At 59.4% G+C, this 13,355-nt stretch carries 12 protein-coding genes; 2 read left to right on the top strand and 10 right to left on the bottom strand.

Annotated features, from left to right (window positions below):
• Positions 1-4: 4 nt before the first annotated feature.
• Entirely contained in the window at positions 5-304 is a 300-nt protein-coding gene (locus tag Q1A85_RS16970; protein WP_299692099.1) for a chaperone modulator CbpM, read from the bottom strand.
• A 3-nt stretch (positions 305-307) separates the two neighbouring features.
• Positions 308-1,234: a DnaJ C-terminal domain-containing protein gene (locus tag Q1A85_RS16965; protein WP_299692096.1), complete on the bottom strand. Its 927-nt coding sequence runs from the start codon at positions 1,232-1,234 to the stop codon at positions 308-310.
• 155 nt (positions 1,235-1,389) lie between these two features.
• Between Q1A85_RS16965 and Q1A85_RS16960 the strand changes: the two genes are divergently transcribed.
• Together Q1A85_RS16960 and Q1A85_RS16955 are read left to right on the top strand one after the other, a co-directional pair.
• A complete protein-coding gene (locus Q1A85_RS16960; RefSeq protein ID WP_299692093.1) occupies positions 1,390-2,235 on the top strand; it encodes a universal stress protein in 846 nt (281 codons plus the stop codon).
• A 10-nt stretch (positions 2,236-2,245) separates the two neighbouring features.
• A complete protein-coding gene (locus tag Q1A85_RS16955; protein WP_299692091.1) occupies positions 2,246-2,737 on the top strand; it encodes a ClbS/DfsB family four-helix bundle protein in 492 nt (163 codons plus the stop codon).
• Here Q1A85_RS16955 and sulP read toward each other — a convergent pair.
• The 8 genes from sulP to Q1A85_RS16915 all read right to left on the bottom strand — a co-directional run bounded on the left by sulP (position 2,693) and on the right by Q1A85_RS16915 (position 13,294).
• A complete protein-coding gene (sulP, locus tag Q1A85_RS16950; protein WP_299692299.1) occupies positions 2,693-4,468 on the bottom strand; it encodes a sulfate permease in 1,776 nt (591 codons plus the stop codon). The two genes, Q1A85_RS16955 and sulP, sit on opposite strands and share 45 nt — an antisense overlap.
• Positions 4,469-4,470: 2 nt before the next feature.
• The gene (locus Q1A85_RS16945) at positions 4,471-6,144 is read right to left on the bottom strand and encodes a bifunctional protein tyrosine phosphatase family protein/NAD(P)/FAD-dependent oxidoreductase (RefSeq protein WP_299692088.1); all 1,674 of its coding nucleotides are present in this window, start codon (positions 6,142-6,144) and stop codon (positions 4,471-4,473) included.
• Between the two features lie 36 nt (positions 6,145-6,180).
• The gene (locus tag Q1A85_RS16940) at positions 6,181-7,065 is read right to left on the bottom strand and encodes an MBL fold metallo-hydrolase (protein ID WP_299692085.1); all 885 of its coding nucleotides are present in this window, start codon (positions 7,063-7,065) and stop codon (positions 6,181-6,183) included.
• Positions 7,066-7,192: 127 nt separating this feature from the next.
• On the bottom strand, positions 7,193-8,035 hold the full coding sequence (locus tag Q1A85_RS16935; protein ID WP_299692082.1) for a DUF6544 family protein: 843 nt from the start codon (positions 8,033-8,035) through the stop codon (positions 7,193-7,195).
• A gap of 359 nt (positions 8,036-8,394) precedes the next feature.
• Complete coding sequence (locus Q1A85_RS16930; protein WP_299692079.1) at positions 8,395-9,585, bottom strand: amino acid permease; 1,191 nt, start codon at positions 9,583-9,585, stop codon at positions 8,395-8,397.
• Positions 9,586-10,118: 533 nt separating this feature from the next.
• A complete protein-coding gene (locus Q1A85_RS16925) occupies positions 10,119-11,990 on the bottom strand; it encodes a serine hydrolase (protein ID WP_299692076.1) in 1,872 nt (623 codons plus the stop codon).
• Positions 11,991-12,239: 249 nt separating this feature from the next.
• On the bottom strand, positions 12,240-12,863 hold the full coding sequence (locus Q1A85_RS16920; RefSeq protein ID WP_299692073.1) for an isochorismatase family cysteine hydrolase: 624 nt from the start codon (positions 12,861-12,863) through the stop codon (positions 12,240-12,242).
• A complete protein-coding gene (locus Q1A85_RS16915; RefSeq protein WP_299692070.1) occupies positions 12,860-13,294 on the bottom strand; it encodes a MarR family transcriptional regulator in 435 nt (144 codons plus the stop codon). The genes Q1A85_RS16920 and Q1A85_RS16915 overlap by 4 nt, the downstream gene beginning before the upstream one ends.
• Positions 13,295-13,355: the final 61 nt, after the last annotated feature.

Raw genomic sequence — 13,355 nt, 5'->3', positions numbered from 1 at the left:
CGGCTCAAGGTGTCTCATAGAGCGCCAGCCGCCGCATCACCGCATCGCGTTCTTCCAGCAGGTCCAGAACCAAAGCGACGCCTGCGGTATTCACGCCCAAGTCCCTGTTGAGGCGCCGCGCCTTTTTGGCGCGCCGGATGCTTTCGCCGACGAAACGCCAGTTGCTGCTGGTTCCGCCAACAGGATCAAGAACGCCGTGTTCGACCAACTCGATCACCCATGCTTCGTCCGCATGGCAAAACCGGCAGAGGTCCTGCAGGGACAGCGTATCTACAACTTCGCTGCGCAAGGTTGTCTTTTTCATGAACTAACCTCCTAGATGGGCGCGCGGATCGAACGGCATCTGCTGTGCCATATTCTCAAAAAACGCGCGCGCCTCGGCTGTGTCAGCCTTTGGGTTGACGATTTTCAACGTGGCGTAGATGTCGCCCTTTGGATGCCCCGGTAGCCCCTTGCCCTTGAGCCGCATTTTCTGTCCGGCACGCGCATTCTTGGGGATACGTAGATCAACCTTTCCGTCAGGTGTGGGCATGGTCACGTGGCTGCCAAGCGCTGCCTCCCACGGTGCGATGGGCAGATCGAGGTACAGATCCTTTCCGTCAGGGCGATAGATCGGGTGCGGGGCAAAGGCCACTTCGAAAAACAGATCGCCAGCACCGCCTGTACCGGGCGCACCCTGCCCCGCAAGCCTGATGTGTTGGCCTTCGGCCACGCCCCTGGGCACGTTCACTGAAACGGTGCGGTCCTGCAACGATACGGTGCCGTCTGGCCCAATAACCGGCGATCTGAGGCTCAGCGTCCGCTTGGCACCTTCAAAGGCTTCCTCAATCGTGATTTCAATCCGGCCATGGCTGTCGGGACCGCGCGCCGCCCCCGCACCGGACGTCGGACCAGCGCCACGCCGAAACAGGGTCTCGAAAAAATCGCTGAACGCCTCGCCCTCGTGGGGTCCGCTTTGAGAGAACGAAAAGCCGCCGTTCCAATCCGGGGGCGGCTGATATTGCCCTTGGCCGCGTAGCGGTTCCTGTCCAAGTTGATCGTAGGCCGCGCGGCGCTCTGGGTCTTTCAGGACTTCATAGGCTTCGTTCACGTCCTTGAACTTTGCCTCGGCCTCCGGGCCCGCGTTGATATCCGGGTGATACTTGCGGGCAGCCTTGCGAAAGGCCTTCTTGATCTCTTCGGCGTCCGCGTTTCGGGCGACGCCCAACGTCTTGTAGTAATCCCTGAATTCCATTGGTCCGCCGTCCGGATGCTTTCGTCTGGCGATATCATGTCATCCGGAACGTCCCGTGGGTTTGATCTTTGTCAGTTGGACGACGGCACGATGCGGCAGGGTGCGTGCAATTGATCCGGCGCAGCTGCCGGATACCATGCCAAAGGAAGTTTGCCATGCAGCGCCGCACAATCCTCTTTATCCTCGATACCGAAACGCCCGACGCCAACATAACCGAAACAGCAGAAGCGGCCGCGCAGGACGGCACACATCTGATCTGCCTGTTGCTTGGACCGGCCCCTGCCCTGCCGATGTATGCCTATGGCGTGCCCCCATATGGCGGCATGAACATCCCCGACAATTGGAACGAGACAGTGGAGGCGGCACAACAAGCGCAAGCGGACCGCGTTGACGCCCTCGAAGCGCTGCTCGCCAAAAGCAACGCCTCTGGCACCGTCCATTCTGCCCTCTGTGTGACGACGGACGTAAAACACCACGTTTCGCGACTTGCCCGTGTCAGCGATGAGGCATTTGTCGCGCCCAATCTGCGCGACACACCCGAGGTGATGCGCGAAGCAGTGGCCGGTGTGTTGTTCCACGCCCCTATCGGGTTGCGCCTGAACGGGTCCGTTGGTCAATCAGCGGAACGCGTTTTCGTTGCGTGGAACAGCAGCAAGGCAGCGTCGGCGGCCGTGCATACGGCGCTGCCATATCTCACACAGGCAAGCGAGGTCGCTGTTGCCTGCTTTGATCCGGTGATGACAGAGACGCAGGACGGTCAGGACCCCGGTGTGGATGTTGCCAAATGGCTCAGCCATCACGGGTGCACCGTGACTGTGTCTCAATTCCCAAGTGGCGGCGGCGAGATCGGCAAGGCCATTCAGGACCGGGCCGCAGAGTTCGGCGCAGACCTGATTGTCATGGGAGCCTACGGTCACGCGCGGATGATCCAGACCGTTTTCGGTGGCACCACCCGCACGATGATTGAACAGACCGAATTGCCCATTTTGTTGGCCCATTGAGGGCCGCGGAATGGCTTGCGGCAGCAAAGCTGAACTGATCGCCCTGACGGAAAAGGAATACGCAAAGCTCCAGAACCTGATAGCACCACTGAGTCAGGCACAGGCGGCACTGGGCCAGGACGATGTATCGATCAAACATGTGATCGGCCATCGTGCCCATTGGATTGATCTGTTCCTTGGCTGGTACAGGGATGGGGCGGCAGGCAAAAAGGTGTATTTTCCCGCAGAAGGTTACAAATGGAACGACCTGAAGCGTTACAACGCCGATCTGCGCGACAAACAATCCCATCTTGATTGGGCAGCGGTTTGCACGTTGCTGCAAAGCCGTCACAACAAGCTCATTCAGTTTCTGTCAGATCATTCAGAAACGGACCTTTATGCCGGCCCGATGCTGGGGGCCAACAACAACTGGACACCCGGCAGATGGGCCGAAGCGGCAGGGCCAAGCCACTATCGCTCAGCGGCAAAATACATTCGCGCAATCCTGCGCAGCCAGGGCTGACACCGTGTCCGGTTGAGAGGTGACCGACCGAAAGGCGGCAAATTGCGACAGATACACGTGACCTGTCAGGTGATCCAAAAATGAACCCCGCCGCAGGCGGTCCATCACGGGGCCTTTGACCTCGGACAAAGACAGGACAATCCCCAACTCCTTGAGCCGGATGTTTATGAGTTCCAGCGTTTCCAGCGCGCTCAGATCAATCTCGTTGACCGCTGAACACATCAGAATGACGTGCTTGAGGTCGTTGTCATCAATGATCCGGTCATAGATGTAGTTTTCGAGGAACCGTGCATTCGCAAAATAGAGGCTTTGATCAATGCGCAGGCTCAGGACGGTTGGATCGGTCACAACCTCATGGCGCAGGATATTGCGGAAATGCTCCGTGCCCCGGACAAGGCCGACCTCGGCAACATGGGGCCGCGAGGTGTCGTACAAAAAAAGTAACAGTGACAGCAGCACGCCCGCCGTTACACCCAGTTCGACCCCAAGTCCCAGCGTAAGCAACACAGTCACTGCGACCGCCCCGAAGTCCCGTTTGGAATAGGTCCAGCTATGGCGCAGGGTCTTGATATCCACCAATGACAGGACTGCCACGATAATCGTGGCCGCAAGCGTGGCCTTGGGCAGAAAAAAGATGAGGGGCGTCAGGAACAGCGCAGCCACGGCCAGACCAATGGCGGTATAGGCACCGGCAGCCGGGGTTTGCGCCCCCGCGTCAAAGTTCACGACAGAGCGTGAAAACCCACCCGTCACAGGAAAACCGCCAGTCAGGGATGCGCCAAGGTTCGCCGCACCCAGACCAATCAGTTCCTGATCAGGGTCGATCCGCTGGCGTTTCTTTGTGGCAAGGGTCTGCGCGACGGAAATGGATTCAACAAATCCGATGATGGAGATCAACGCCGCTGGCACAAAGAGCGCCGCCAGCAGTTCGAACGACACGTCCGGCAGCGTAAAGGGCGGCAGGCTTTGCGGGACAGCCCCCACGATCTGGACCCCGGCGTGGTCAAGGTCGAACCCCCAAACGCACAGCGTCGTCGTGACAACGGCCAACACCGGTCCGGCCTTGGCAATGAAATCGGCGGCACCGGGCCGCAGCCCCAAGCGAATCAAGGTGGGCCGCAACCCCGTCCGCACCCAGAACAGAAACACGATGGCCCCTGCCCCGATAGCAAGCGTGAGCAGGTTCGTCTGCGTCACATGCGCAAAAATCGCCCCCGCGATGTCCGGCAAGGTATGACCATGCGCCTCAACGCCCAGCACGTGCTTGAGCTGACTGACGGCAATCAGGATGCCAGACGCGGTGATAAATCCGGATATCACCGGGTGTGACAGGAAGTTCGCAACAAACCCCAACCGCAACAAACCCATGGTCAGCAGGATCGCACCCGACATCCCCGCCAAACTGAGTGCGGCAGTCGCATAGCCAACATCTATGGCCTGCGTGACCTCCGCCAATGTCGCAGCGGTCATGAGAGAGACAACAGCAACTGGCCCCACGGCCAGGGATCGGCTGGTGCCGAACAGGCTGTAAAGAAGAATTGGCACAATCGACGCATATAGCCCGGCCTCGGGCGGCAGGCCCGCGAGCATGGCGTAGGCCAGTGACTGCGGTATCAACATGATCGTCACGATGACAGCCGCCGTCAGGTCATTCAGCGCGGCCGCGCCAGAATAGGTGGAGCCCCATTCCAGTATCGGGAAGAAACGCGACCATGTGACCTTGTGCGACATGATCAGCGCGCCGTCAGCTTCTCGGGTGTGGCCAGCCATTCACGGCCTTTCAGCATCGCTTTCCAATAGACCGGCGGCAGGATCTTTTCCTTCAGCAACCACGCCAGGCGGCTGGGCTTGGTGCCGTCAATCAACCAGCGCGGAAAGCTGGGCTGCAATGTTCCGCCATAGCCGAACTCGGCCAGTACAATTTTGCCCCGCTCCACAGTCAGTGGACACGAACCGTACCCGTCATATTGCGACACCGGAGCACGGCCTTGGATATCGGCGATGATGTTGTCGGCAACAACAGGCGCCTGTTTGCGCGCGGCGGCCGCGGTTTTCGCATTAGGGGCGTTCATCACATCACCAAGTGACCAAACATTCTCAAATATCTTGTGGCGCAGCGTTGCCTGATCCACTTCGACCCACCCCGTGGCGTCGGCAAGCGGAGAGACCGCGATAAAATCCGGTGCGCATTGTGGCGGTGTGACGTGGATCATGTCGAAATCGACTTCGACCCGTTCAATTTGCGTATCCGGTTTGGAAACGTCGAACCAAGCCTTTCTGGCGGGGCCATCAATCGCGACAAGGTTGTGAAAAAAGTTCAGACCGATCCGATACTTATCCACGTAGCTTTGCAGCGCAGGCACGTAATCTTTCACACCGAACAGCACGCCGCCCGCGTTGTGAAACCTGATGTCGATGTCCTTGATCACACCCTTGCGGGTCCAATGGTCAGCCGACAGGTAAATCGCCTTTTGCGGCGCGCCGGCGCATTTGATCGGCATAGGTGGCTGCGTAAAGATCGCGCGCCCGGACGTCATGCCCGACACCAGATCCCATGTGTAGGGGGCCAAGTCGTAACGGTAATTCGACGTCACACCATTGCGCCCGAGCGTTTCGACAAGCCCTTCGACGCGATGCCAGTCGAGTTTGAGGCCCGGACAGACCACCAGCCGCCCATATTTCACCACCCGGCACCCATCAAGGATCACGGCGTCCTTGTCAGGTTCAAATGCGGCCACGGCAGATTTCAGCCAATGCACCCCCTTCGGGATCAGTGATCCCATGGTGCGAACCGTGTCCTCGGCGTTGAATACGCCGCCGCCCACCATGGTCCATCCGGGCTGGTAGTAATGCGCGTCGGCGGGATCAATCACAGCGATCTCAAGGCCCGGTTTGCGTGCCATCAGCCCCGCCGCGACCGCAATACCAGAGGCCCCTCCCCCCACAATCACCACATCATACGTGGCATCCGCCTGATCCGCCGGGGTCTTGCCGCCATTTGCAATGCGCCGCACGACGCCTTTCATGTCGTACCCGGCGGCTTTGGTCGCGCTCAGGATGTCGGTCAGCGGCATGTCCTTGGATTGCGCCAAGGACCAAAGCGTGGCGGAACGCGTTCCGGTACGGCAGTAGGCGAGGACCGGTTTGGGCAACGCGTTGAATTCGGATGCGAAATTGTGCGCATCTGCGTCGTGAACCAAACCGCCGGAAACCGGGATGTATCGCATCTCCAAGCCCAGCTTGCCCGCGGTCTGGGCCAGCTCTTCGAACACCGGTTGGTCCGCACCTTCGCCGTCAGGACGGTTGCAGATGACGGATTTGATGCCCCGTTCCTTGATTGCCGCCAAATCCGTTTCCGAGATCTGCGGGGCAACAAAAAACTGGTCCGATATTTTGCGAATGTCCATGTCGTGTCTCCTGAATGCGATCTGGATCGGTCCGTCTCAGATTGCGTTGACCGGCACCTTGAGCATCGGCTTGCCGTCTTCGGTCGTGGGCACGTCACCTGCACGCATGTTGACCTGCAACGACGGCAGGATCAGCTTTGGCACATCAAGCGTTGCGTCCCGCGCCTCCCGGAACTGGATGAACGCCTCGCGGCTCTTGCCCTTGCCGACATGGATGTTTTCGGCCTTTTCCTCAGCCACCGTGGTTTCCCACATAATGTCGCGCCCATCGGGGCCATAGTCATGGCACATGAACAGGCGCATATCGTCCGGCAGCGCGAGCACCTTCTGGATAGAATCGTAAAGCTCGCCCGCATCACCACCGGGAAAGTCGGCACGCGCTGATCCGCCATCGGGCATGAACAGCGTGTCCCCGACAAAGGCCGCGTCGCCAATCACATGCACCATACAGGCCGGCGTATGTCCCGGCGTGTGCATCGCAAAGGCGGTCATGCCCCCGATTTGATAGGTATCGCCATCCTTGAACAATCTGTCGAACTGTGAGCCGTCCCGTTGAAATTCCGTCCCTTCGTTAAAGACCTTGCCAAAGGTTTCCTGCACGGTCGTAATCTGGTCACCGATGCCGATTTTGCCGCCAAGTTTGCTTTGGATATACGGGGCCGCAGACAGGTGGTCCGCGTGGACATGCGTCTCGATCAGCCATTCCAGATTGAGATCGTGCTTTTTGATATATGCGATGATCTCGTCGGCGTGCTCGTAGGTGATACGCCCTGCGGCATAGTCGATGTCCATCACGGAATCGATCACGGCGCAGGACGCCGTATCTGGATCCGTCACGACATAACTGATCGTGTTGGTCTCCAGATCGAGGAAGGGCTCGATAACCGGTTGGACGTGCATGTTAATCGGATACTGCGCCATGTGTGTCTCCATTCTCAGCTTGGTTAGAAGTGTGTCGCGGAAAACTGCGGGCTTCAGTGACAAGGTCACATTTGCCAGCTCATGCTGGTGAAGCGTTGAGACAGATCAAAACTCAGCGCGCGTTGCCTTAGCGGTCTGGCGTCGGAAAAGAGATCGCAGTGACATCCACGCGGTAGAACGGAAAATACGCGTCTGTGCCAAAGTGATTGCCCGCCTCGACACGTGTGGGCAGGCGATACCCCTGCACATCCTGAAAATCCGACAGATACCCGCCAAAGGGCTGCAATCGGAACACCTTGTCAGCGTTCGCGTCGCTCCACCTTTGGAACACCACTTCGGTCGGCTGCCCGTTTGCCGCAACGGTCAAATCGATACTCTGGACCAGCCCTTCATGCGAAACGGTCACACGCGCAGTGTCCTGATCCACATGTTCCCAAACGACATTGGCCGATGGCAAGACAGCCGCAGGTGACCAGAATACCGCCTCTGCCACACTGCGCCCAAAGGCGGAACGCGCATGATCGGGATCACCCCCCGCACGGACCACGGGCAGCAACCCACCCATCCAAAACCGTGTCCACCTGCCGCTGTCTGAACCCGAAAGCCGCAGATGACCGGACTGGGCACGCATTTTCCAGACGAACCCGTAGGGTGCGGCCAACACTTGCGTGGCGTGCATGGCCATGTCTCTTGGATCCTTCTTGTCCCCCAGACTGAACTGGCCGGCCATCTGGATGTCCACCACGGGTCGCAGCGTCGTGCCTTCGGCAATAGAAAATCTGAAAAACCGTTGGGCCGGGTCCGGCAAGCCCGAGATCATGTCGTACCCAAAGCGCTGCGGGCTTTCCGGCTGTAAATGCCGCAATCGCACCATTTCCGCGCGATCCGCCACGTGGTCAAAAATGCGCCAGCCGACCAGAGCCAACAGAATTACGCCAATCGCGATACCGATCACCAAAAACCGCGTCATTTGCGCCGTATTCCATATCTCATCCGATCAAGCCCGGAGAACACCGCCGCTAGATCGGAAAATTCCCTTCGTCCAAGGGATCAGGTTCTGGGTCGGCATCGGAGTCTTGCGTCTCCGGCACTTCTGGCCAAGCTGGATCAGGCATGGGATCGACGGGTTGCGGGGCCTCTTCCGGGGTGGGTCCCGGTTTCGGATCAACTGGCATCGGCGCTTCTTGAGGCGGCCGGTCGGGAATGTCTGATGCAGGCATGTTCTTGTCCGTTGCTCATTCGAACAGCAGGCTAACGCATCACACGCAGCGGGGATTGATCAGCGTCAATGGCAGGCCAGTCGGCTGGCGTTCCACCTGCGCGCATCTTTCACAAGAACGACGTGCCAAGCAGCAGAAGGCTGGTGATCACGCCCAAAACGGGCACAATCATGGGCACATGAAAATGAGCGCTTGCGGTCTGCTGTGCCAACTTGAGTTTGATGAGCGCCACATTCACAACAACGAAAACAAGCAAAACGATCTGAGACGTATGCTCGGCCAAATCCGTGATGGGCAGCGAGAGGGCCAGCACACCAATGATCGCCACAACCGCGAGCGTTGCGACGACCGGTGTCCGCGTACGATGCGACACCTTTGCGAAGGCCACAGGCAAATGGCCCCGATCAGCCAGCCCATAGATCACCCGTGATGCCATGATGGTTTGGATCAGAACGCCGTTCAGCGTTGCAACAATAGCAACAAAGGAAAACGCAGCCTTGACGGTCGCCGGGGCCATTTCAAAGACCAAGGCAAGCGGCGCCGAAGACCGCGCCAGTTTTTCTATGGGAACCGCGAACAGCACCGCAGATGTGGTGCATACATAGAGGATCGTGGCCAGCGCGAGCGTCCACAGAATGGCTTTGGGCATTGTCCGGACCGGATCTTTCACCTCTTCCGCGACATTTGCCATGTCTTCGAACCCGACAAAGGCAAAGAACGCCAAAAGCGACGCCGCGCCGATACCGACCCAATGGGGTCCTGATGGCGCCGGGACCATATTCGAAAGCGGAACACCATTTGGGTCAGCGACAAAGAACCCCCAAACAATGACGAAAACCAACCCGGAGATTTCGATGACAGTGATGATCGCGGCCACCGTCACGGACTGCGCAATGCCCCACAACGCAACAAGCCCCACAACCACCACAATGGCTGCAATCAGCACCTCGGGTGGCGTCAGCGTCAGTACACTCAGATAGGAGGCCGCTCCAATCGCAACCGCCGCAGCGGAAACCATCCCGGACAAGGCCACGGCCAACCCAGTCAACGTCGCCGCACTGCCAGAGCGGAACCCCGCTTCGGCATAGGCGGCCTCGCCCGCGCTGACCGGATACCGGGTGGACAGTTCGGCGTAGGAAAAGGCCGTGAATGCCACAACGATTGCAGCGATCAAAAAGGAGAAGGGTGCAAACGGCCCGGCTTCTGCTGCGGTCGCGCCGACCAAGACATAAATCCCGGCCCCGACCGTCACCCCAAGACCGTAAAGTGTCAAAAGCGGCGTCGTGAGAACACGTCGCAATCGTTCGGGATTTTGCAATTCTTGGTTCAACGAATGTCGCCTGCGATTTGGTCTTTCGATCTTGTAGTGCGCATTGGCAAAAGGGATGTGATATGGGTCAATTTGATCGGTTCAGATTACATCTGGCATGCGCCTTTCGTCGAATACGATTGCTTTGGACGCCTTTGGTTCGGTTGCGCCAGATAGGTGACCGAACCGGCTCAGCAAGTTAGCAAAGACGATCCGCGCCGCTCACAAGCGCGGCGCTCCTAACCTATTGGATCGGCGGCCCGTACGCGCTGGTGTTCTGCCGAAAGCCCCAATGTTGACGCCGTTAAATCTGGTAAACCGGCCACTCGGGCAATGCATCCTGACGGTGTGTCCCTCCACTTGCGGGTGTGCGGCGCGCGTTGATCCCTACGATTGCCAAAACAAGTGAACTGCACCCCAAACGGCTGCTGGTAAATCGGTCGCGGCGGCTTGATGTCGGCGGCCCTCCTCGTTCACGTCATGTGGGGCGCACGCTCACAACGCCTGCGCCCCCGGTTCGATTTCTAAAACACAAAGTTTTCAGTCGTCAGAAGCTCGGGCAAGTCACCGAAAACCCAGACATCCAAATCGCCGCAGATGATTGACGCATACCCATCGCCTGCGATGATCTGCAAATCGTCAAAACTGTCGACCAATTGAGAAAAATCCAACACATCCTCTTTGATGTTGAAATCGTGGATGCGATCCCGACCGGCCATGACGTCGAACACAAAGGTGTCCGCACCAGCGCCGCCCCAGAGGTGGTCGTGCCCCGCGCCGCCTGCAAGCGTGTCGTCCCCGGCACCGGCGCGCAGTACATCCGCACCACTGCCACCCGACAGCATGTCATCACCGTTGCCCCCCAGCAGGCGGTCACGCCCGGCACCGCCGTTCAACGCATCGTCGCCGTGATCCCCGCGCAAGGTGTCCCGCCCTTGCCCACCGTCGAGACGGTCATCCCCCGCGCGCCCGACAAGGTGATCCCGCCCCGCGCCCCCCACAAGCCGGTCATCGCCATGCCCGCCGCGCAGCAGATCGTTGCCGTCGAGGCCAATCAATTGGTTGTCGCTGTGCGCGGCATCCGGGGTCCGGCGCAAAACGTCGAACCGGTCGGCACCCGCCGAACCGACCCAGAGGACAGAGCCATCGGAAAAGCTGAAACGCCCGGTATCGAGATCACCAAGCCGCCCGCCGAAACTCAGGCTGACATCATCCACCTCCAGCACGGTCTTGCACCCTCCGACCGTATCCACACCCTCGGACACATCAATGTCGGCCGCCGTTCCTGCGATAGAAATGTTGTCCGCAGTGGGATCGAAACTGGCCCATGCATCGTCCCCCGTTACGGCAGCGATTGCACGGACCAAAAGGTCAATCGGCTCCGCCCCCGAATGCGTGGCGGCGATGCTGAAAATCGTGCCAGACTCCACGTGCAGGAACGTCGCGGTGTTGGTCCCCAGCGTACCACCCGCAAAGCCGATGACTTGCTGGCCAGATATCACGCCCGATGACAGGCCAAGGCTCTCTCCGTTAAGTCCGGAGGTGCCATCCGGCGCACGGAAATCCAACATGTCGGTCAGTTGGTCGGCAGACAGCAACGTTCGCGACACCAGCAACGCGTCAAAAAAGCGGATCATGTCGGCAGTGGTCGACAGCACACCACCCGCTGCGCCCAAATCCAGTGGCGCATCGGTCACATCAACCAATTGTCCAGGGATCAACGCGCTGTAAGAGCGGAGCAGCGGACCCGTCGCACCGTCCGCCCGCAATCCACTGTCGCCCATCCCGATGGCATCGAAAATCCGGTCCGACAAGACATCGGCAAACCTGTCGCCGGTCACCTGTTCGATCAGTTTCTGCAAGAGAAGAAAGTTGGTGTTCGAGTACGCATAAGCCGTGCCGGGCGCAAAGGCGGCGGGTTCGCCAGAGGCGAAGGCCAACAGGTCGTCAGGCCCAAGCGGTTGATCCGGGTTGGACACCAGATGCTCAATATACGCCGGCAGACCGGTCTCACCGGGCACCGCATCGAAATCCGGGATGCCTGACCGGTTGGCCAGCAATTCCCGCACAGTGACAGTGTCGATGTTGGCGATACCTTCCAACTCCGTCAGATCCATCTGACCGGATAGCGGGGCGTCAAAGTCGATCATGCCCTCGCCCGCCAGTTGCTGCACGATGACCGACGTCATCATCTTGGTCTGTGATCCGATCTCGAACGGGTTATCTGTACTGGCGGCTTGACCGCCACCGGATTCGACTGTGCCCCACGCATTGCGGACAGACAGTCCCCCGCGGGCAATTTCAATCAGGACTGCGGGTGCGGGACCGCCATCGGCAAAGTCCTGCAACGCGCCAGCGGGCGCTTCTTTCAGGGCGGTTGGATCAAAGACGGACATGGTTGGGTTCCTTCAAAATGAGCAAAACGGGACGGCGTTACGCGCCCGTCAGGTTGCATGTGGCATCTGAAGGTCTGCGGCACGTCCGCGTCAGTCGGGGCGGACAGCCCGGCGCGGCGGATTGGTTTCGCCCTATAGGCGGCGGGTCAAAAGACCGACGTCTCATCGCGCGACAGAGGTTGGGTCGACATGGTTCGACGACAGGAGATCACAGAGATTGGCCGCAGCCGGACGCGCAGGCGTCGCCTGTCACCTCAGAACCACGCCCGCATCCGCGATCTTTTGCAGCGTTGCCAGTGGGCCGACGGGATCTGCGGACAATACGCCGCCGGTCACCACCTCAACCGCATAGCCGCGTCGTCGCGCCGCTTTGGTCGTTGTGGCAACGCAGTACCTTGCATCCAGTCCCACGATGCGGAGCGTGCCAACGTCCAGCTTGGCCAAAAGAGCATCCAGAGCGCCCGTCTCGAACGCGTCTTGCACCCGTTTGACCAGAACGTGATCGGGCAGGTCCGCAAAAGGTGCGGCCAATTCAGTGCCGGGCGTCCCGGCAATGGCCCGCCCACCCATTGTCAGGCGCGCAAGGCATCTGGTTGCGGGAATGGACCATTCCTGCCGCACTGCGATGATCGCGATGCCCTCTTGTCGTGCGCGTGCTGCCTCTGCGGCAATTGCTGCTTCTGCGGTGGATCGGTCGTGGGCGCGATATGGCCCGTCGTCCCAGAACACGGACTGCAAGTCGATCATCAGCAGCGCCGTGTTGCCGCGTGCGCCGACGGGACGCCCCCGGCTTACGGCGCCGATTTGCCTGATCCCATTGCCCAGCCACAGCAAAACAGCAAGGACCGGAACCAGCAGAACCAGGTAGATCATGGATCAGGCCTTTGGACCTGCGATTTGAGCCCCCGCAGGAGCCGTGTCACCACGCGGTGCGCCGTCTCAACCTCGTCTGTGGTCAGATCATCGCCAAGTGCGTGGACCAGTTCCATTTCTCGCCGCACAACCCCTTCGATCAGCGCGCGGCCCCGTTCCGTCAACGAGATCAAAGTCGACCTTTTGTGCCGTGGGTTTGCGATCTTGCGCACCAGACCGTCGGCCAGCGTGTCGTTCACCATAAGTTGCACATATTGCCGCTTGATCTCGAGCGCGTGGGCGATCTCTGGCACTGTGGCATCGCCCTGCGCATGAAGAATTTCCAGAACGGCGCGCATACGAACCGTCACCCCCGTGCCTCGCAAACCCTGTTCAACATTGGCTTCGGCCGCCTGCATCAAAGGGCGGGACATCCAGATCAATTCGTACATTTTCGCGGATTTCAACATGACATTTACGATGTCATTATGACAATTAGATTGTCAATATGGC

Origin of the sequence: uncultured Tateyamaria sp. (genome assembly GCF_947503385.1) — a bacterium.
GTDB lineage: Bacteria > Pseudomonadota > Alphaproteobacteria > Rhodobacterales > Rhodobacteraceae > Tateyamaria.
This window is presented reverse-complemented; position numbering and strand designations above follow the sequence as displayed.

Coding starts and splice junctions, on each gene's coding strand:
- Q1A85_RS16970 (WP_299692099.1), bottom strand. CDS start 304: ATGAAAAAGACAACCTTGCGCAGCGAAGTTGTAGATACGCTGTCCCTG.
- sulP (WP_299692299.1), bottom strand. CDS start 4,468: ATGTCGCACAAGGTCACATGGTCGCGTTTCTTCCCGATACTGGAATGG.
- Q1A85_RS16935 (WP_299692082.1), bottom strand. CDS start 8,035: ATGACGCGGTTTTTGGTGATCGGTATCGCGATTGGCGTAATTCTGTTG.
- Q1A85_RS16915 (WP_299692070.1), bottom strand. CDS start 13,294: ATGTACGAATTGATCTGGATGTCCCGCCCTTTGATGCAGGCGGCCGAA.
- Q1A85_RS16965 (WP_299692096.1), bottom strand. CDS start 1,234: ATGGAATTCAGGGATTACTACAAGACGTTGGGCGTCGCCCGAAACGCG.
- Q1A85_RS16960 (WP_299692093.1), top strand. CDS start 1,390: ATGCAGCGCCGCACAATCCTCTTTATCCTCGATACCGAAACGCCCGAC.
- Q1A85_RS16920 (WP_299692073.1), bottom strand. CDS start 12,863: ATGATCTACCTGGTTCTGCTGGTTCCGGTCCTTGCTGTTTTGCTGTGG.
- Q1A85_RS16955 (WP_299692091.1), top strand. CDS start 2,246: ATGGCTTGCGGCAGCAAAGCTGAACTGATCGCCCTGACGGAAAAGGAA.
- Q1A85_RS16940 (WP_299692085.1), bottom strand. CDS start 7,065: ATGGCGCAGTATCCGATTAACATGCACGTCCAACCGGTTATCGAGCCC.
- Q1A85_RS16925 (WP_299692076.1), bottom strand. CDS start 11,990: ATGTCCGTCTTTGATCCAACCGCCCTGAAAGAAGCGCCCGCTGGCGCG.
- Q1A85_RS16945 (WP_299692088.1), bottom strand. CDS start 6,144: ATGGACATTCGCAAAATATCGGACCAGTTTTTTGTTGCCCCGCAGATC.